Source organism: Kribbella sp. NPDC003505 (assembly GCF_040610875.1).
Lineage (GTDB): Bacteria > Actinomycetota > Actinomycetes > Propionibacteriales > Kribbellaceae > Kribbella.
The window spans coordinates 267,817-286,745 of the sequence record NZ_JBEXNA010000001.1; the positions used below are offsets into that span (position 1 = coordinate 267,817).

Annotated in this window: 15 protein-coding genes and 1 tRNA gene; 10 read left to right on the top strand and 6 right to left on the bottom strand. The window is 70.8% G+C overall.

Features of this window, described 5'->3' with window-relative positions; translation table 11 throughout:
- Positions 1-3,073 (bottom strand): AMP-binding protein (locus tag ABZX12_RS01210; protein WP_355688711.1); only part of this gene is annotated, 3,073 nt, incomplete at its 3' end.
- 439 nt (positions 3,074-3,512) lie between these two features.
- Between ABZX12_RS01210 and ABZX12_RS01215 the strand changes: the two genes are divergently transcribed.
- Complete coding sequence (locus tag ABZX12_RS01215) at positions 3,513-4,595, top strand: serine hydrolase domain-containing protein (protein ID WP_355688712.1); 1,083 nt, start codon at positions 3,513-3,515, stop codon at positions 4,593-4,595.
- A gap of 6 nt (positions 4,596-4,601) precedes the next feature.
- Here ABZX12_RS01215 and ABZX12_RS01220 read toward each other — a convergent pair.
- From ABZX12_RS01220 to ABZX12_RS01230, 3 genes are all read right to left on the bottom strand, one after another.
- A tRNA-Val gene (locus ABZX12_RS01220) sits at positions 4,602-4,673 on the bottom strand.
- Between the two features lie 21 nt (positions 4,674-4,694).
- Positions 4,695-5,177: a peroxiredoxin gene (locus ABZX12_RS01225; protein WP_355688713.1), complete on the bottom strand. Its 483-nt coding sequence runs from the start codon at positions 5,175-5,177 to the stop codon at positions 4,695-4,697.
- Positions 5,174-5,617: a DUF3052 domain-containing protein gene (locus ABZX12_RS01230; protein ID WP_355688715.1), complete on the bottom strand. Its 444-nt coding sequence runs from the start codon at positions 5,615-5,617 to the stop codon at positions 5,174-5,176. The genes ABZX12_RS01225 and ABZX12_RS01230 overlap by 4 nt, the downstream gene beginning before the upstream one ends.
- Before the next feature lie 330 nt (positions 5,618-5,947).
- On the opposite strand from ABZX12_RS01230, the gene aceE reads away from it, so the two are divergent.
- The 6 genes from aceE (at position 5,948) to ABZX12_RS01260 (ending at position 13,233) form a co-directional block, all read left to right on the top strand.
- On the top strand, positions 5,948-8,674 hold the full coding sequence (aceE, locus tag ABZX12_RS01235; RefSeq protein WP_355689712.1) for a pyruvate dehydrogenase (acetyl-transferring), homodimeric type: 2,727 nt from the start codon (positions 5,948-5,950) through the stop codon (positions 8,672-8,674).
- A 90-nt stretch (positions 8,675-8,764) separates the two neighbouring features.
- Positions 8,765-9,286 (top strand): GNAT family N-acetyltransferase, encoded by a 522-nt coding sequence (locus ABZX12_RS01240; RefSeq protein WP_355688716.1) that lies wholly within the window; start codon positions 8,765-8,767, stop codon positions 9,284-9,286.
- Positions 9,287-9,465: 179 nt separating this feature from the next.
- Entirely contained in the window at positions 9,466-9,762 is a 297-nt protein-coding gene (locus ABZX12_RS01245) for a hypothetical protein (RefSeq protein ID WP_355688718.1), read from the top strand.
- Positions 9,759-10,844 (top strand): NAD(P)/FAD-dependent oxidoreductase, encoded by a 1,086-nt coding sequence (locus tag ABZX12_RS01250; RefSeq protein ID WP_355688720.1) that lies wholly within the window; start codon positions 9,759-9,761, stop codon positions 10,842-10,844. The genes ABZX12_RS01245 and ABZX12_RS01250 overlap by 4 nt, the downstream gene beginning before the upstream one ends.
- A gap of 33 nt (positions 10,845-10,877) precedes the next feature.
- Positions 10,878-12,512 (top strand): LuxR C-terminal-related transcriptional regulator, encoded by a 1,635-nt coding sequence (locus ABZX12_RS01255; RefSeq protein WP_355688722.1) that lies wholly within the window; start codon positions 10,878-10,880, stop codon positions 12,510-12,512.
- Between the two features lie 196 nt (positions 12,513-12,708).
- Positions 12,709-13,233, top strand: a complete 525-nt coding sequence (locus tag ABZX12_RS01260; RefSeq protein WP_355688723.1) for a hypothetical protein — start codon at positions 12,709-12,711, stop codon at positions 13,231-13,233.
- Here ABZX12_RS01260 and ABZX12_RS01265 read toward each other — a convergent pair.
- Positions 13,208-14,215 carry a pirin family protein gene (locus tag ABZX12_RS01265; RefSeq protein ID WP_355688725.1) on the bottom strand — a complete coding sequence of 336 codons (1,008 nt, stop codon included), beginning with the start codon at positions 14,213-14,215 and terminating at the stop codon, positions 13,208-13,210. The genes ABZX12_RS01260 and ABZX12_RS01265 overlap by 26 nt on opposite strands.
- The gene (locus ABZX12_RS01270) at positions 14,212-15,255 is read right to left on the bottom strand and encodes a PHP domain-containing protein (RefSeq protein ID WP_355688727.1); all 1,044 of its coding nucleotides are present in this window, start codon (positions 15,253-15,255) and stop codon (positions 14,212-14,214) included. The genes ABZX12_RS01265 and ABZX12_RS01270 overlap by 4 nt, the downstream gene beginning before the upstream one ends.
- A gap of 147 nt (positions 15,256-15,402) precedes the next feature.
- On the opposite strand from ABZX12_RS01270, the gene ABZX12_RS01275 reads away from it, so the two are divergent.
- The 3 genes from ABZX12_RS01275 (at position 15,403) to ABZX12_RS01285 (ending at position 18,873) form a co-directional block, all read left to right on the top strand.
- A complete protein-coding gene (locus tag ABZX12_RS01275; RefSeq protein ID WP_355688728.1) occupies positions 15,403-16,614 on the top strand; it encodes a helix-turn-helix domain-containing protein in 1,212 nt (403 codons plus the stop codon).
- 79 nt (positions 16,615-16,693) lie between these two features.
- The gene (locus ABZX12_RS01280) at positions 16,694-17,887 is read left to right on the top strand and encodes an acyltransferase domain-containing protein (RefSeq protein WP_355688730.1); all 1,194 of its coding nucleotides are present in this window, start codon (positions 16,694-16,696) and stop codon (positions 17,885-17,887) included.
- Positions 17,884-18,873 (top strand): beta-ketoacyl-ACP synthase III, encoded by a 990-nt coding sequence (locus ABZX12_RS01285; protein ID WP_355688731.1) that lies wholly within the window; start codon positions 17,884-17,886, stop codon positions 18,871-18,873. The genes ABZX12_RS01280 and ABZX12_RS01285 overlap by 4 nt, the downstream gene beginning before the upstream one ends.
- Positions 18,874-18,929 lie beyond the last annotated feature (56 nt).

Here is an 18,929-nt window from a genome sequence, read left to right on the forward strand (position 1 = left end):
GGCCTTCAGCCTGTACGTCGGAGACAGCCGAGGTTGCGGCTTGTGACTGCGGCTCCTCGGCGTCCACCTGCTCGGCGGTCGGCTCCAGGCCTTCAGCCTGTACGTCGGAGACAGCCGAGGTTGCGGCTTGTGACTGCGGCTCCTCGGCGTCCACCTGCTCGGCGGTCGGCTCCAGGCCTTCAGGCTGGGCGTCGGTGGCGGTCTCGACCGGCGGCTGTTGCTCCGCGTCGGCGGGCTGCTCGGCGAGTACCTCTGGCTCTTCGGTCTGCGGGCCGGGGACGGTGGCGGCTTGTGGCTGCGGCTCCTCGGCCTTCGCCTGCTCGTCGGTGGGCTCCAGGCCCTCCGCTTGCGCGGTGGGTTGCAGTTCGCGCGGGGTCTTGGGCTGCTCGCTGGTGAGGTCCGGGGCGTCGGCGTGGGAGTCGTGGGTGAGGGCGGCCTCGGCGTGCGGCTGTTGGTCGGCGCCGTCCACTTCCTCGTCGACCGGCGCCAGGACCTCCGCCTCCTCGTCGGACGGCGCCAGGGCTTCTGGCTGCTCGTCGGACGGTACCGCGGCTTCGACGGGAGCGGCGTGCGGCTGTTGGTGGGCGTCGCCCGCCTGCACGTCGGCCGGTGCGAGGGGCTCCGGTTGCTCGCCGGACGACGCCAGGACCTCCGCCCGCTCCTCGCCGGGCGCCGGGGCTTCGACGTCGACGTCAGGGGTGGGAACCGACTCAGCGTGCGGCTGTTGGTCCGCGTCGTCCGCTTCCTCGTCAGTCGGCTCCGGGACCTCCGCCTGCTCGCCGGACGACGCCACGACCTCCGCCCGCTCCTCGCCGGGCGCCGAGGGTTCGGCGTCAACGCCGGAGGTGGGAACCGCCACAGCGTGCGGCTGTTGATCCGCGTCGTCCGCTTCCTCGTCAGTCGGCTCCGGGACCTCCGCCTGCTCGCCGGACGACGCCACGACCTCCGCCCGCTCCTCGCCGGGCGCCGGGGCTTCGACGTCGACGCCGGAGGTGGGAACCGCCACAGCGTGCGGCTGTTGATCCGCGTCGTCCGCTCGCTCGTCGGCCGGCGCCGCGGCCTCCGCCTGTTCCTCGGTCGGCGCCGTCTGCTCGGTGTGGGCGGGAGTTTGGGTGCCGAGGGTGGGGCGTTGGGGTGGGGTGGGGATGGATTGCTGGAGTTCGCGTTTCCAGGCGAGGCGGACCACCGGGAGTTCGGTGGTGCGTTCGGACGGGTCCTCGTCGGCGTACGGCGTGGTCTCCGGTGTGGTGGACGGGCCCTGGCCGGTGGGGCCGGAGGCGGGAGTGGCGCCGGCGGGTTCTACGTGGGTGTGGGCGGGTTCCAGCAGGGTGCCGTCGATCCAGCGCTGTTTGAGCAGCGGGCGGAGAATCTTGCCGCCGGGGGTGGTGGGGAAGTCGCGGCGCGGGACGCCGATGACTTGCGCGGCGAGGCCCAGGCGGCTCTGGATCAGGCTGCGGATGGCCTGGTCCATGCCGGGGACGGAGTCGGCGGTGAGCGCGTAGAACACGACGAGCCGGTCGGTGCCGGTCTCCTCGTCGGCGATGCCGCAGGCGGCGACCAGGCCGTGCTCGGCGCCGACGGCGGTCGCGGCGACGGATTCGATGTCGTGGGCGTAGTGCAGGCGGCCGGACATGATGATGCGTTCGCTGTCCCGGCCGGTGATGACGACCTGCCCGCCGGTGATGAAGCCCTGGTCACCGGTCGCCAGCCACTTGCGGGCCGGCCAGTTGCCGACGGGGAACGCGGCGCGGTCCGCCTCGAGGTTCCCGAGGTACCCGGGTGTCACCCGCGCGGACGCGACCTGCAGCTGGCCGATCCGGCCTTCGGGGAGTACGGCGCCGTTCGGCGCGACGATGCGCACCGTCGTACCGGGAGCGGGCGCGCCGACCGACACCAGCGAGAGCACACCCGGCGCCTCGGTCCGCGGCTTGCCCGGACGGGCGACCGCGACCTTCCCGGACGACGGGCGCTGGTCGACCCATTCGACGACGCCGGTCGGTGGGATCCGGACGCGGTGCACGTTCGGCGTCAGGCCGGGCCGGGCGAACGTGATCCCGGTGACCGTCTCGGTCATCCCCCACGCGGCCACGAACGTCTCCGGAACCACCCCGAACCGGTTCGTGACCCGCAGGAAGTCCGCCATCACCGGGACGGTGATCTGCTCGCCGCCGCTGACCAGGCTGCGCAGCGCGGACAGGTCCCAGTGCCGGTCCGGTTCGCCGGCGACCGCCGTGGTCGCGAGCCGGTACCCGAAGTTCGGCGACCACGAGTGGTTGACCCGGTGCTGCTCCATCAGGTCGAGCCAGCGCAGCGGGTTGGCGAGCACCCAGTCGGTGTTCACGTGGATGTTCGTGCAGCCGGTGAACACGGGCAGTAGGTGGTAGAGCAGGAACGCGCCGCTGCGGTCCAGCGGCAGCCAGTTCAGCGTGGTTTGTCCCGGACGGACCGGCAGCATCGCCGGCGTACCCGCGGCGAACTCGACCAGACCGCGGTGCGTGAGCTGGACGATCTTCGGCGTACCGGTCGAGCCCGAGGACATCATCAGTACGGCGACGTCGTCCGCGGCCGGGCGGTGGAAGTCGGAGGTCGGCTCGTGGCCGGCCATCGCGTCCGGGTCGAGGACCGGCAGGCCGAGGTCGTTCGGCAGATCGGACGGGCGGCCGATCAGGACCGTCCAGCCGAGCAGATCGGTGATCCGGCGGAGCCGTTCGCGGCCTTCCTCGGTGCGGTCGCCGCCCGGGTTCGGCGCGACCAGGAGCGGGCGGATGCCGCCGAGCGTGCAGGCCCAGAACGCGGCGAAGAAACCGACCGGTTCGGTGCAGTGCACGACCGCGGGGTCGCCGGCGCGGACGCCGTTCGCGCGCAATCCGGCCAGGATCCGCGCGGCGAGCTCGAGCAGGGTCGGGAAGTCGAGCCGGGTCTCGCGGCCGTCCGCGCCGATCTCGACGACGCCGGAGCCGCTGAAGTCGCGCGCCGCGCGCAGCAGCGCGCTCGGCAGGTCGCGGGGATATCCGGCGGGAATCATCAACGCCGGCCCGGTGGAGATCGCCGGCCGGTCCGCACCACTTCTCACGCCGATGCCACCACCAGCTGAGACGTCTCGGGTACGACGGGGCGCTCGGCCGGTTGGCGACCCACGGACACGTGCCTCCCCAACTGGACGGAGCGGGTTCTGGGCAGACCCCGCCTCACTTCACACCGACAGCAGCCCCGTTTTCCACCTGCCGGAACGATGTCGTGACCGGGCACACCCGGTGCGTCATCGCGCCGACCGACAGCCGTGAACCCTACCAGCCGCGACCCGCCCCGGAGGAGTCCGATCTCGGCAGCCGAAGGTTAAGAATTCCGGTGCGCAGCCCTGACCGCCGACATGGTTCCAACGAGCGACGGCAGGTTCGGGTACGGGCCGTACGAAAGCCGGACCGCGTCAGCGCGGTGGCGGTTCCGTGTCAGGACTCGCCGGGATCGTGAGTGACGTCGAACAGACCATCACTCGAACGAGGAGCAAGACCATGTCGATCCAGACCCCTTCCGTGCACAGCACCCTCCAGCAGGCCGCCCAGGAGTTCATCGACGCAGGATTCGGCGGGCTCGAACTGCGGGTGCACGACGAGCACGGCGAATGGGTCGGCACCGCCGGGATCCGTGAGCTCGGCCGGACCGAGGCGCCGCCGGTGAACGGGCAGTTCCGGGTCGGCAGCGTCACCAAGACGTTCGTGTCGACGATGGTGCTGCAACTCGTGGCCGAGGGCAAGCTCGAGCTGGACGGCGCGGTCGCCGGCCACCTCACGCGCTTCGGCCTGGACCCGCGGATCACGGTGCGGATGCTCCTCGACCACACGAGCGGATTGTTCAACTACACCGGCGAGTACTACCCCGACGGCACGGTGGTCGCCGGGTTCCCCGCGACCGGCGAGGAGTGGGCCGACAACCGGCTGCAGGGGTACACGCCGGACGAGTTGGTCGAGTTCGCGCTGGCCAAGCCGGCACGGTTCGAGCCGGGGGCCGAGTGGAGCTACTCGAACACCAACTACACCGTTGCCGCGCTGCTGATCGAGGCTGTGACCGGGCGTTCGTTCGTCGAGGAGCTGACGGAGCGGATCGTCGAGCCGCTCGGCCTGACGGGCACTGTGGAGCCGGGCGATCGGACGGACATTCCTGGGCCGCATTCGCACGGGTACTTCCGGTACCAGGACGGTGACAATTGGAAGGTCGTCGACGTCACCGAGCAGAACCCGTCGCTGCTGTTCGCCGCCGGGAGCATGCTGTCGACCACGCAGGACCTGCAGAGGTTCATGTCGGCGCTGCAGGGCGGCAAGCTCGTGCCCGCTGAACTGCTGAGCCAGATGCGTACGCCGCAGCCGAAGAGCGGACCACTCAACTACGGCCTCGGCCTGTTCGCCCAGGACACCGGCAGCGAGACCATCTACCACCACAACGGCAGCGCGCCGGGCGGCTACGGCGCCCTGATGTACAGCAACGCCGACGGCACCAAGACCCTGACCGCCGCCATCACCATGGGCGACGCCGACGTGGACCTGCTCCAGATCTTCCCGCCGGCCCTCGACCGCCTGGTCAAGGCAGTCTTCAACTGATTCGGGTGGGCGAAGAGGGAATCGAACCCCCGACATCTTCCTTGTAAGGGAAGCGCTCTACCGCTGAGCTATTCGCCCGGATCAAACGACCGGAGGAGTCTACCCGAGTTCCGGTCGCAGCTTGGCCAGCGCCGCCGCGTAGTCGTCGAGGCTGCGGGCCTCGGGGATCTGGTTCACGACGGACCACCGGACCAGGCCGGTGCGGTCGATGACGAAGGTGCCCCGGAGTGCGCAGCCTCGTTCCGCGTCGAAGACGCCGTACGACGTGGCGATCGCGCCGTGCGGCCAGAAATCGGTGAGCAGGCCGAACGGGAGCTGTTGCGCGTCCGAGTACGCCCTGAGCGTGAACATCGGGTCGCACGAGACCGCCAGGAACTCCGCCGCGGCCAGCAGGTCCGGCCGGTCGCGGAGGGCGGCCAGCTCACTCGTACAGACCTGACTGAACGCGTACGGATAGAAGACCAGTACGACGTCCCGCCGCCCGGCGTAGTCGCTGAGCCGGACCGGTTCGCCGTACTGGTTTCGCGTCTCGAAGTCGGGGGCCCGGCTGCCGGCAGCCGGGCCGGCAGCTGGGAAAGTCACCCGCGGCGACCGGACTTCGGGACCACCAGCTTGGTGGCGGACCAGTCGTCGGTCACGCTCAGTGTGCTCGTCGTCGCCAGGCCGGCGACCGGCGCGGCCTCGGCGATGTCACTGGTCTCGACGTACCCGTCACGGCCGACCTTCGGAGTCATCAGCCAGACCACTCCGCCGGCCTTCAGGTCGGTCAGGATGTCGAAGAACGCGTCGACCAGGTCGCCGTCGTCCTCACGGAACCAGAGCAGGACCGCGTCCACGACCTCGTCGGTGTCGTCACCGACGAAGTCCTCTCCGGTGACCTCCCGGATGGCATCACGCAGGTCGTCGTCGCAGTCGTCGTCGTATCCGATCTCCTGTACGACCCAGCCGGCCTCGAGACCGAGCCGGGACGCCATGTTCGGCACTCCGCTCTTGCCGTCCGCGTGATCCGCGGTCGCGCTCACGTGTCCTCCTCCGTGGTCCCCGCTTGCCCGGGGGTAGGTGTCATTGCACTGGTATTGCACTCATAGAGCCACACAGTTAGCAGTAGTCCATCGTGACCTACCGCGTCGCGCAAGTATGCACCAGGGTTCCGTGACGTGTCCGGTATGCGCGTGGCGGGTACCAGGCGTGTCCGCTCAGATCTCGCCCGGCGAGCCGGAAACCGGGCGGAAAGGAAGGCGAAGTAGAACGCATTCCGAACAGGTGACAGGATTGCGGTGAAGAGAATCCAGAGAGAACGGCAGGACACCGTGGCTTCCGGACACGAACCACCAGCCATCATCACCGAGGGGATGCCCACCCAGCTCCCCGACATCGACCCCGACGAGACACGGGAGTGGGTCGAATCGCTCGACGCGGTCCTGGACGAACGGGGCAAGGCGCGAGCGCGCTACCTGATGCTCAAGCTGATCGAGCGGGCCCGGGAGCGACAGGTCGGGGTGCCCGCACTGCGGAGCACCGACTACATCAACTCGATCCCGCCGGAGCGTGAGCCCTGGTTCCCCGGCGACGAGCACATCGAGCGGCGGATCCGGGCGTTCATCCGGTGGAACGCCGCGGTGATGGTGAGCAAGGCCAACCGCAAGGGCCTGGAGGTCGGCGGTCACATCGCCACCTACCAGTCGGCCGCGAGCCTGTACGAGGTCGGTTTCAACCACTTCTTCCGCGGCAAGGACCACCCGGGCGGCGGCGACCAGATCTTCATCCAGGGTCACGCCTCCCCCGGTATGTACGCGCGTGCCTTCCTCGAGGGCCGGCTGACGACCGACGACCTGGACGGTTTCCGCCAAGAGGTCTCGCGCGGCCCGCACAAGGGCCTGTCGTCGTACCCGCACCCGCGGCTGATGCCGGACTTCTGGGAATTCCCGACCGTCTCGATGGGTCTGGCCGCGCTGAACTCGATCTACCAGGCGCGCTTCAACCGGTACCTGCACAACCGCGGGATCAAGGACACCAGCCAGCAGCACGTCTGGGCGTTCCTCGGTGACGGCGAGATGGGTGAGCCGGAGTCGCTCGGCGCGATCGGCCTGGCCGCGCGCGAGGAGCTCGACAACCTCACCTTCGTGATCAACTGCAACCTGCAGCAGCTGGACGGCCCGGTCCGCGGCAACGGCAAGGTCATCCAGGAGCTGGAGGCGTTCTTCCGCGGCGCCGGCTGGAACGTCATCAAGGTGATCTGGGGCCGCGAGTGGGACAACCTGCTGGCGCAGGACCACGACGGCGCGCTGGTGAACAAGATGAACACCACGCCCGACGGCCAGTTCCAGACGTACTCGGTGGAGTCCGGCGAGTACATCCGGGAGAACTTCTTCGGCGGCGACCAGCGGCTGCGGCAGATGGTCAGCGGCCTGTCCGACGAGGACCTGCGCAAGCTGCCGCGCGGCGGTCACGACTACCGCAAGGTGTACGCCGCGTTCAAGAGCGCGACCGAGCACGTCGGCCAGCCGACCGTGATCCTCGCCCAGACCATCAAGGGCTGGACGATCGAGGCGCTGGAGGGCCGCAACGCGACCCACCAGATGAAGAAGCTGACCTCGGACGACCTGAAGGCGTTCCGCGACCGGCTGTACCTGCCGATCGAGGACAAGGACCTCGAGGACGCGTACAACCCGCCGTACTTCCACCCCGGCACCGACTCGCCGGAATACCAGTACATGATGGAGCGGCGCAAGCAGCTCGGCGGTTCGCTGCCGGAGCGCCGGGTGCAGCCGAAGACGCTGACGCTGCCGGGCGACGCCGTGTACAAGCCGCTCAGCAAGGGCTCGCACGCGCCGGTCGCGACCACGATGGCGCTGGTGCGGCTGTTCCGGGACCTGATGAAGGACCCGGAGATCGGTCACCGGATCGTCCCGATCGCCCCGGACGAGTACCGCACGTTCGGGATGGACTCGATGTTCCCGACCGCGAAGATCTACTCGCCGCACGGGCAGAACTACGAGGCCGTCGACCGCAACCTGCTGCTGTCGTGGAAGGAGTCCACGGCGGGCCAGCTGCTGCACGAGGGCATCAGCGAGGCCGGCGCGATGGGCTCGGTGCTCGCGGCGAGTACGGCGTACGCGACGCACGGCGAGCCGATGATCCCGTTCTATATCTTCTACTCGATGTTCGGGTTCCAGCGCACCGGCGACTGGATGTGGGCGCTCGGCGACCAGCTCGGCCGCGGCTTCCTGGTCGGCGCGACCGCGGGCCGTACGACGCTGACCGGCGAGGGACTGCAGCACGCGGACGGTCACTCGCCGCTGCTGGCCTCGACCAACCCGGCCGCGGTGCACTACGACCCGGCGTTCGCGTACGAGATCCCGTACATCGTCAAGGACGGCCTGCGCCGCATGTACGGCTACGGGCTGGACCAGGACAAGCCGCACGGCGAGGACGTCTTCTACTACCTCACGGTCTACAACGAGCCGGTGGCGCAGCCCGCCGAGCCGGAGAACCTCGACGTCGCGGGGCTGCTCAAGGGCATGTACCGCTTCAACGAGTACCAGACCGCCGAGGGCGACGACGCGCCGCGGGTGCAACTGCTGGCCTCCGGTGTCGCGCTGCCGTGGGTGATGAAGGCCCAGCAGATCCTCGCCGAGGAGTACTCCGTCGCCGCCGACATCTGGTCGGTGACCTCGTGGAACGAGCTGCGCCGGGACGCCGTCGCCGCGGAGCAGCACAACCTGCTGCACCCGGACGAGCCGGAGCAGGTGCCGTTCGTCACCGAGCAGCTGAAGGACACCAACGGTCCGGTCGTCGCCGTCAGCGACTTCATGCGCGCGGTGCAGGACCAGATCTCCCGCTGGGTGCCGAACGACTACACGTCGCTCGGGACCGACGGCTGGGGCCTGGCCGACACCCGGGCGGCGGCCCGGCGGCACTTCCAGGTGGACGCCGAGTCGATCGTCGTCGCGGCGCTGGAGATCCTCGCCAAGCGCGGCGACGTGAAGCCGGAGGTCGCCGCCGAGGCGGCCCGCAAGTACCGCATCGACGACCCGACCGCGGTCGCCGGCGTGAAGCAGGAAGGCGCCGGCGCGTAGCCGGCGAAGAACGGGCCGCCCACCACACCGGTGGGCGGCCCGTTCGCATATTCGGTGGGGCTCGCGGCTGCCACGCCCTACCCTCGGTCCATGCCTGACCTGATCGAGCCGACCGTCGAACTGCGCGAGTCCTTCCTGGAGTCGTCCCGGGAGTGGGGCGACGTGCACCAGGACGGCGCCGGGCTGTGGGAGGCCGACGACCTGGGCACGGTCGACGGCTTCGCCGCGTGGACGCAGCGGCTGCGCGAGCAGAGCGACGACAGCGTCCCGATCACACCGGAGCGGGTGCCGGCGTCGTACTGGTGGATCGTGGACGGCGGCACGTACCTCGGGGCGATCACGCTGCGGCACGCCCTCAACGAGAAGCTGCTCGAAGGCGGCGGGCACATCGGGTACGGCGTGCGCCCGTCGGCCCGTGGGCGCGGCGTGGCGACCTGGGCGCTCGGCGCCGTTCTCGAACGGGCCCGGGCCCGCGGGATGGACCGCGTGCTGATCACCTGCGACGCCGGCAACGTGGCGTCGGCGCGGACGATCGAACGCAACGGCGGTGTCCTCGAGGACGTCCGCGACACCTGGCTGGGGCGGACCCGGCGCTATTGGATCACTCTCTGAGTAGTCGGGTTACTACGGTCAGTACATGACCGGCAGGCAGCAGACCGCGCGGGTGCCCCGCAGTAGGCGATGGACCACCAGACAGGACCTCGGTACGACAAACCTCGTAGCCGCGGCCCGCGCGAGTTGCGCATTCCGTCCGACGCGGTGCACCGCCCGCGGTTCCTACCGTCGGTGACATGACTGGCGCAAGCGTTGCTCTTCTCGCGGGGACGATGTCCACCATCCTCTTCGCGTCGAGCGCCCTGCCGATGGTGATCAAGGCGATCCGGACCCGCGACCTCGCGTCGTACAGCCCGGTCAACCTGGTGCTCGCCAACGTCGGCAACGCCGTCCATTGCATCTACGTGGTGCACCTGCCGCCGGGACCGATCTGGATCCTGCACGGCTTCTACGTGGTGACGTCCGCGCTGATGCTGTTGTGGTGGCTGCGCTTCCACACGCTGCGGCGCGACGTGGAAGGGAGACCAGCATGAACACCATCGTCATCGGCGCCGGGCAGGCGGGACTCGCCACCGGCCGCCACCTGCAGCAGCTCGGGGAGGAGTTCCTCATCCTGGACGGCAACGCCCAGGTCGGCGACCAGTGGCGCTCGCACTGGGACAGCCTGCGGCTGTACTCGCCGGCCAAGTACGACGGGCTGCCGGGCCTGGAGTTCCCGGGCGATCCGTGGCACTACCCCGGCAAGGACGAGGTCGCCGACTACCTCGCGTCGTACGCCGCGCACTTCGAGCTGCCGATCCGGCACAACACCCGGGTGGACAGGCTCGAGCGGATCGACGACCGGTGGATCGTCACCACCGGAGGCGAGCAGCTCACCGCCCGCAACGTCGTGGTCGCCACCGGCACGTTCGGGCGTACGCCGTACCTGCCGGACTGCGCGGTCGACCTGGATCCGGCGATCCGGCAACTGCACTCGTCGGAGTACCGCCGGCCGGAGCAGCTGAAGGACGGGCCGGTGCTCGTCGTCGGCGGATCGCACTCGGGCACCGACATCGCGTACGAGGTCGCGCAGACGCACGAGACGATCCTGTGCGGTCGCGATCCCGGGCAGGTGCCCTTCCGGCCGGGCCGGCGCGGTCAGGTCCTGGTCTGGCCGGTGCTCCTGTTCGCCTGGCGGCACGTGCTCACGCGCCGGACGCCGATGGGCCGCAAGGAGATGGGGGAGGTTCGGTTCCACGGCGGGCCGATGATCCGGGTGAAGCGGGACGACCTGCTCGCGCGCGGGGTCGCGCGGGTCCACGACCGGGTCACGGGTGTCCGGGACGGCCGGCCACAGCTCGCGAACGGGCGGGTGCTCGAGGTCGCGAACGTGGTGTGGGCGACCGGGTTCCGGCAGGTGTTCGACTGGATCAAGACCCCGGTGACCGGCGCCGACGGCTGGCCGCGGGAGTACCGCGGGGTCGCCGAGGACGCGCCCGGGCTGTTCTTCTGCGGCCTGTCCTTCCAGTACGCGTTCAGCTCGATGGTGCTGCCGGGCGTCGGCCGGGACGCGGCGTACGTCGCCCGGCGGATCGCGGCCCGTGCGACCGCGGACCGGAGTCTTGCCGCCGCGTGACCCGACGGCGCATGCTCACCTCAAGGGGCACGGATGGGCATTGTCGACGATCTGCAGCGAGCCCGGTCCGCGTACGAGCGGCGGGACTGGGCTTCGGCGTACGACCGGCTCGCCACGGTGGACGGCGAGCCGGGGTCGGCTCTCGGCCCGGACGAGTTGATGACGCTGGCCACGGCCGCGTTCCTGCTCGGCGACACGGACAGCTGCATTCGCGCACTGCAGCGCGGCTACCGCCTGCGGACCGACGCCGGCGAGGTGCTGGGCGCGGTCCGGTTCGCCTTCTGGCTGGCCCTCGTGCTGAACATCCGCGGCGAGGTGGCGGTCGGCAGCGGCTGGGCCGCGCGCGCCCAGCGGCTGCTCGCGGACCAGCCGGACGACGTCCTCGAACGCGGCTACCTGCGCGTCCACGACTTCTTCCGGTGCCTGGACAGCGGCGACTTCCCCGGCGCGCTCGCGGTCAGCGAGGACATGATCGGCATCGCCCGCCGGCACGCCGATCCCGATCTGCTCGCCCAGAGCCTCGTGTGCAAGGGCCGGCTGCTGATGTACTCCGGGCGGGTTCCGGAGGGGCTCGCCCTGCTGGACGAGGCGATGGTCGCCGTCGCGGCCGGTGAACTGTCACCGATCTTCGCGGGCAACGTCTACTGCGCGATGATCGAAGCCTGCCAGGAAGTTCTGGACTTCGCTCGCGCGTCGGCGTGGACGACGGCGCTGACGCGCTGGTGCGACAGTCAGCCCGACCTGGTTCCGTTCACCGGGCAGTGCGCGGTCCATCGCGGTCAGATCCTGCGGGTGCACGCGGCGTACCCGGAGGCGCTGGCCGAGTTCGAGGATGCCTGCCGCCGGTACGCGGCGTCGGGTTCCCAGGCCGCGGCCGGCCTCGCGCTGGCCGAGCGGGGCGACGTACTGCGGATCCGTGGCGACGTCGCGGCAGCGGAGGCGTCGTACGACGAGGCGGCCAGGTTCGGGTACGAGGCGCAGCCCGGACGCGCGCTGCTGATGGTCGCGCGCGGGCGCGTGGCGGGCGCGCTCGCCGCGGTCCGCCGGCTGCTGGCGGAGACTGGTGACCCGGTCCACCGTTCACGGCTGCTGGCGGGGGCGGTCGAGGTCCTGCTGGCCGGTGACGCACGGCCCGACGCGGAGGCTGCCGCGGACGAGTTGGCCGCCATCGCGCAGGGCTTCGGCTGTGCGGGTTTGCGGGCGTCGGCGGCGTACTGCTCGGCCTTGGTGGCGTTGGCCGACGACGACCCGGACAGGGCGTTGCCGCACGCCCGGACGGCGGCGCGGTTGTGGGACGAACTGCGGGCGCCGTACGAGGTGGCGCGCGCGAAGGTGCTGGTCGGGCGCGCGGTGCGGCTGCTCGGCGACGAGGACTCGGCGGCGGCGGAGTTCACCGCCGCCTGCCGGTCCTTCGCCGAGATCGGTGCGACGCCGGCGCGGCAGGAGACCGAGAAACTGCTCGGCCGGAGTACGGCGGGCGGGCTCACCGGACGGGAGCTGGACGTCCTCCGGCTGGTTGCTATCGGCAACAGCAACGCCGAGATCGCGCACCGGCTGGTGCTGAGCGACAAGACCGTCGCCCGGCACCTCACCAACATCTTCGCCAAGCTGGACGTCCCGTCACGGACGGCGGCCGCCGCCTACGCCCGCGATCACGACCTGATCTGAGGCACCCAGGCCGACAGCGCCCCGTCCGGTCCCGCCACGGCAGCCGAGCGGGTGAGCTGCGCGATGCGCCGGTGCGGCGCGACCAGGTCGCCGACCGCGCGTTCGATGCGCTGGAGCAGGGAATCGGTCCTGGGAGGGAGCGGGTTCACTCCGACGGGTGAGGTAGCGACCGGCCGGTCCGGCGGATGCTCGGGGCGTGAGCACAACAGAGCGTCCCGTCCCGCGCTGGGCCCACCGCCTCGCGCACGCGATCCCCTTCCTCACCCTGCCGTCCGGGCTGTGGCGACTCGGACTGGTCTTCGGCTCGTCGATGGGCATGCTGGACGACGCCGGCCAGCCGGCCCACCTGATCGGGTTCGGTCAGAAGCTGTACGTGGTCTGTCTGACGATCTTCTCCGAGCTCGTCGCGCTGACCGCGCTCGGCCTGGTCAGCCGGTGGGGCGAGATCGTTCCGCGGTGGATCCCGTTCATCGGCGGCCGTCGCGTCGCGCCGTACGCCGCGATCGTCCCCGCGGTGCTCGGGGCGCTGAGCCTGATCGCGATCTGGACCTACGGCTTCCGCGACGTGTTCTCGAAGGAGTTCATCCCCTTCTCCAGCACGCCGTGGGCAGCGCTGATGATCACGTGTTACGCGCCCCTGCAGCTGTGGGGCCCGTCGCTGCTGGTCCTCACCTGGGCCTACTACCGGCGTCGGGTCAGCGTGCCCGCGGTCGCGGTCTGAGTGTGGTCGCGGGCAGCGGCGGAGCCGGCAGCGGATCGCCGTCGTAGCCCGGGACCATACCGAAGCGGTCGTTGCCTGCAGCATCGATCGCGGCCTGCCAGGCGTCCCGGGCGGCGACGATCTCCTCGTGGCTGCGGCCGATGAAGTTCCACCACATCACCAACTGCTCCTCGAACGGTTCGCCGCCGAGCAGCAGGAACCGCACACCGCCCTCCGCGGCGACCAGGTCGATCGCCTCCCGGCCGGCCCCCAGGTAGACCATCTCGCCGAAGCCCGGCGTCAGGTCCCCGACCGCCAGCGATCCGTCGACCACGAGGACGGCGTACTCGTTGGACGGGGTCAGCGGGAGCGTCAGGGACCGCCCCGGCGCCACCGTGACGTCGGCCCCGACCAGCGGGGTGTACGCCGGTGCGGGCGACGTGACCCCGGCGACGGTCCCGATCATCACCGTCACCTGCGCGCCGTCGAGGTCGAGCCGCGGCAGGTCGGCGTACGCGTTGAAGGCGGGCGGGGTCGTCGTACGGACGGCGTCCGGGAGCGCGACCCACAACTGGGCGCCGTGCAGCTTCGGCGGCGCGTCCGGCGTGGACACCTCGGAGTGCGCGATCCCGTTGCCGGCGGTCATGATGTTCAGCTCGCCGGGGCGGACGAGGGCGTGCGACCCGACGCTGTCGCGATGCTCGATCTCGCCCTCGAACAACCAGCTCACGGTCTGCAGACTCGTGTGCGGGTGCGGCGGGACCTGCATGCCGCGCTCCCCCGGCACGTCGTAGGAGTCGACGCGCCGGGTCAGGTCGTCCGGCCCGTAGTGGTCGACGAAGCACCACGCGCCGACCATCCGCCGGTTCTTGTTCGGCAGCAACCGGCGGACCGTGGTGGACCGCCCCAGCACGACCTCCCTGCCCTCGAGCATCTCCAGCGCGGGTCCCTCACAGTCCGCGAACCCGACGACCTCGGCCGGGTCCTTCTCAAGATCGCTCATGACGCAGTCCATTCCACAAGTTGTTGCTGATCCCAGGTGTTGATGACGCGGTCGGAGGTGACGCCGCAGTCCTCGGCGCGCTCGCAGCCGTACACCTGCCAGTCGAGCTGGCCGGGCGCGTGCGCGTCGGTGTCGATCGAGAACACGCAGTCCATCTCGACGGCCATCGAGAGCAGCCGCTTCGGCGGGTCGAGCCGCTCGGGACGGGAGTTGATCTCGACCGCCGTCCCGAACTGGCGGCAGGCCTCGAACACCACCTCGGCGTCGAACTCCGACTCCGGACGGGTCCCGCGGCCCCCGGTGATCAGCCGGCCGGTGCAGTGCCCGAGCACGTCCACGTGCGGGTTCGCGATCGCGCGGACCATCCGCTCGGTCATCGGCTCGGACGCCATCCGCAACTTCGAGTGCACACTCGCGACCACCACGTCGAGCCGGGCCAGGATCTCTGAATCGCAGTCCAGCGAGCCGTCGTCGAGGATGTCGACCTCGATGCCGTTGAGGATCGTGAAGCCGTCCAGCTCGTCCTGCAGCTTCTTGTTGAGCTCGGCAACGACCTCGAGCTGCTGCAGGCGCCGCTCGCGGGACAGCCCGTTGGCGACGGTCAGCCGCGGCGAGTGATCGGTGAGCGCGATGTAGGAGTGCCCCAGCCGGTGCGCCGTACGGGCCATCTCCTCGATCGGGCTGCCGCCGTCCGACCACTCCGAGTGCAGGTGCAGGTCCGCCTTCAGGTCGGCGCGCAGACCCTTGCCGGCCGTGGTCAGCTCACCCGCTGCCTCCTCCAGCTTCACCAGGTACGACGGCGTCGCGCCGTCCATCGCCTCGACGATCACGGCCTCGGTCTTCGGCCCGATCCCCGGGAGCTCGGTGAGCGTCCCGGCCCGGCGCCGCGCCCGCACCTCGGTGGCCGGCAGCGCGGCGATCGTGTCGGCGGCCCGCCGGTACGCCTTCACCCGGTGCGTCGGCTGCCGGTCCCGCTCGAGGTAGTACCCGATCGCCCGCAACGCCGCGACCGCGTCCGCCACACCCGCCTTGTCCGTCATAGGCCCATCTTCCGCCATTTGCCTGGTAGACCCATCAACTTGGGGGTTCTCCACCGTGAACGCGGGTGCAGAACCCCGCATTTGGCTGGTCAACCAGGCAAATTGGGAGGCTGGGCGCCGGGTGACGGGTGGGGTTAGGGTCTGGTGGTGACGAAGGCACATCTGGCGCGGGCCGAGCGGTTGCAGAACGCGACCGGTGCGCTGGCGACCGCCGCGATGACGGCGATGGACGCGAAGCTGCCGTGGTTCGCGACGCTGTCCGCGCAGGACCGGTCCTGGATCGGCCTGGTCGCGCAGTCCGGGATCTCCGCGTTCGTCGAGTGGTTCCGCGACCCCGAGGCGCACTCGTCGATGCCGACCCGGATCTTCGGGTCCGCGCCGCGTGAGTTCACCCGGGTGATCTCGCTGCACCAGACCGTCGACCTGGTGCGCACCACGATCGAGACCATCGAGAACACCATCGGCACCCTGCTGCCGCCGGACGACGTGCCGATCGTCCACGAGGCCATGCAGCGGTACGCCCGTGAGGTCGCGTTCGCCGCCGCGACCGTCTACGCGCAGGCCGCCGAGATGCGCGGCGCCTGGGACGCCCGGCTCGAGGCCCTGCTCGTCGACTCCGTGATCCGCGGCGAGGCCGACGAGTCGGTCCGCTCCCGCGCCTCGGCGCTCGGCTGGACCGGAACCGTCGGTACGACGGGATCGGCCGAGGTCGCGGTGGTGGTCGGCCGCGCCCCGGTCGCCGAGACGCCCCCGGCGAACAACACCGGCTCGAACGTCGCGGACATGGTCCGGCACGCGGCGCGCGAGGCGGGCGCCGACGCACTGTGCGCGATCCAGGGCGACCGGCTGGTCGTCGTACTCGGCGGTACGAGCAAACCTGTCGAGACCGTACAAAAACTCGCCCGCTGGTTCGGACCCGGCCCGATCGTCGTCGGGCCGGTCGTGAAAGACCTCATGTCGGCCGTGACCTCGGCCCGCGCCGCCGTCGCCGGTCTGCGCGCCGCGGCGGCCTGGCCGGGCGCCCCGCGGCCGGTGCAGGCCGACGACCTGCTCCCGGAACGGTCACTCTCCGGAGACGGCCACGCCCGCCGCCAGCTCGCCACGGAGGTCTACGGCCCGCTCACCATGGGCGACGGCGTGCTCCTCGACACGGTCTCGACGTACCTGGACTCCGGCGGCTCGATCGAGGCGACCGCCCGGGCGATGTTCATCCACGCCAACACCGTGCGGTACCGGCTGAAGCGTGTGGCGGACCTCACGGGCTACAACCCGCTGAACCCCCGCGACAGTTTCACATTGCGTGTCGCACTGACCTTGGGTCGCCTGCTGCATCCCGAGCCCGGAAGCACGGTTTTGTAGGATCTCCACAAAAGCGGCCCGGTAGAATTCGTGCTCGCCGTGCGGCTCGCGGCGGGCCCGGCTGAGGGAGAGTTGTCACGTGCTCGTCATCGTCGCGCCCGGTCAGGGTGCCCAGACCCCAGGTTTCCTCGAGCCGTGGCTGGCCGATCCCGTCTTCGAGAGCCGGCTGAACTGGCTCTCCGCGGTCGCCGGTCTCGACCTCGCCCACTACGGCACCGAAGCCGACGCGGACACGATCCGGGACACCGCGATCGCGCAGCCGCTGCTGGTCGCCTCCAGCATGCTGGCCGCGCTGGCGGTCTTCCCGCACCCCGCCGACGCCTTCGCGAAGGTCGGCGCGGTCGCCGGGCACAGCGTCGGTGAGCTCGCCGCCGCGGCCGGCACCGGCGTCCTGACCGCCGAGCAGGCGATGGTCCTGGTCCGCGAGCGCGGCAAGGCGATGGCCGCCGCGGCCGCGCTGACGCCGACCTCGATGACCGCGGTGCTGGGCGGCGACCGCGACGAGATCCTCGCCAAGCTCGCCGAGCACGGCCTGACCCCGGCCAACGACAACGGCCCCGGCCAGATCGTTGCCGCGGGCACTGTCGCGGAGCTCGAGGCGCTGGCCGCCGACCCGCCGGCGAAGGCCCGGCTGATCCCGCTGTCGGTCGCCGGCGCGTTCCACACCCGGCACATGGAGCCGGCCGTGCAGACGCTGGCGAAGTACGCGACCGCGATCAGCACCCACGACCCGCGGACCCGCCTGATCTCGAACCGCGACGGCCACGTCGTCCACGACGGCCAGGACGTCCTGCAGCGGCTCGTCACCCAGGTGAACGCGCCGGTCCGCTGGGACCTGTGCCTGCAGACGATGGCCGACCTCGAGGTGACCGGCATCCTGGAGCTGCCGCCGGCGGGCACGCTGACCGGGATCGCGCGCCGCGCCCTCAAGGGCGTCGAGACGTTCGCGCTGAAGACGCCGGACCAGCTCGACGACGCCCGGGCCTTCGTCGAGAAGCACGGCAGCCCGTCCGAGATCGACGCCACGCCGACGTGGCGGCTGCTCGTCGCCCCGATCAAGGGCACCTTCAGCCGCTCCGCGCAGACCGGTCGTGAGGCCGGTGACCACGTCGGCGCCGGCGAGGTCGTCGCGAAGGTCAGCAGCCTCCGCGACGAGGTCGAGGTGACCGCGCCGCACGGCGGCATCGTGGTCGAGTGGCTCGTCGAGGAGGGCGACCCGGTCTCCCCCGGCCAGCCGCTGGTCCGCCTGCACCCCGCCGGGACCCCCGCATGATCACCGCGTCGACCGGCGCGACGTACGCCGGCATCCTCGGCATCGGCTCCTACCGGCCGCGCCGCGTCGTACCGAACGCGGAGATCCTCGAGCACATCGACTCCAGCGACGAGTGGATCCAGACCCGCTCCGGGATCAAGGAGCGGCGCTGGGCCGAGGCGGACGAGACCGTCCTGATGATGTCGGTGAACGCGGCCAAGGACGCGATCGCCGAGTCCGGCATCGACCCGGCAGACATCGGCTGCGTGATCGTCTCGACCGTCACGCACCTGTACCAGACGCCGGCGATCGCGACCCGGATCGCGGTCGAGGTCGGCGCCCCGACGGCGGCGGCCTTCGACGTGTCGGCCGCCTGCGCGGGCTTCTGCTACGGCGTCGCGCTGGCCAACGACCTGGTCCGCGGCGGCAGCGCGAAGTACGTGCTGGCGATCGGCGTCGAGCGGCTCAGCGACCTGACCGACCGTACGGACCGCAGTACGGCGTTCATCTTCGCCGACGGCGCCGGCGCCGCGATCGTCGGTCCGGCCGACGAGCCGGGGATCGGCCCGGTGGTCTGGGGCTCCGACGGCACGCAGCACCAGGTGATCAGCCAGAAGGAGTCCTGGCAGGAGGTGCACGGCAACCACAACTGGCCGCACCTGACGATGGACGGGAACCCGGTGTTCCGCTGGGCGTCGTTCGAGATGGCCAAGACCGCGCAGCAGGCGCTGGACGTCGCCGGGGTGAAGGCCGAGCAGCTCGACCTGTTCGTCCCGCACCAGGCGAACATGCGGATCACCGACGCGATGCGCCGCACGCTGAAGCTGCCCGAGCACGTCAAGGTCGCCCGCGACATCGAGCGCCAGGGCAACACCTCGGCCGCCTCGATCCCGCTCGCGATCACCGCGATGCGCGAGGCCGGCGAGGCCAAGAGCGGCGACCTCGCGCTGATCATCGGCTTCGGCGCGGGCCTGGTCTACGCCGCCCAAGTGATCCGCCTGCCGTAGTTCATAGTTGTCCGGGGCGGCTCAGGTGGCCGCACCGGCTGAAGCAACCAGCAGAA

Bases quoted from the DNA above. Each gene is read 5' to 3' on its own strand.
- ABZX12_RS01215 (WP_355688712.1), top strand. From the start codon at position 3,513: ATGTCGATCCAGACCCCTTCCGTGCACAGCACCCTCCAGCAGGCCGCC.
- aceE (WP_355689712.1), top strand. From the start codon at position 5,948: ATGCCCACCCAGCTCCCCGACATCGACCCCGACGAGACACGGGAGTGG.
- ABZX12_RS01240 (WP_355688716.1), top strand. From the start codon at position 8,765: ATGCCTGACCTGATCGAGCCGACCGTCGAACTGCGCGAGTCCTTCCTG.
- ABZX12_RS01245 (WP_355688718.1), top strand. From the start codon at position 9,466: ATGACTGGCGCAAGCGTTGCTCTTCTCGCGGGGACGATGTCCACCATC.
- ABZX12_RS01250 (WP_355688720.1), top strand. From the start codon at position 9,759: ATGAACACCATCGTCATCGGCGCCGGGCAGGCGGGACTCGCCACCGGC.
- ABZX12_RS01255 (WP_355688722.1), top strand. From the start codon at position 10,878: ATGGGCATTGTCGACGATCTGCAGCGAGCCCGGTCCGCGTACGAGCGG.
- ABZX12_RS01265 (WP_355688725.1), bottom strand. From the start codon at position 14,215: ATGAGCGATCTTGAGAAGGACCCGGCCGAGGTCGTCGGGTTCGCGGAC.
- ABZX12_RS01270 (WP_355688727.1), bottom strand. From the start codon at position 15,255: ATGACGGACAAGGCGGGTGTGGCGGACGCGGTCGCGGCGTTGCGGGCG.
- ABZX12_RS01285 (WP_355688731.1), top strand. From the start codon at position 17,884: ATGATCACCGCGTCGACCGGCGCGACGTACGCCGGCATCCTCGGCATC.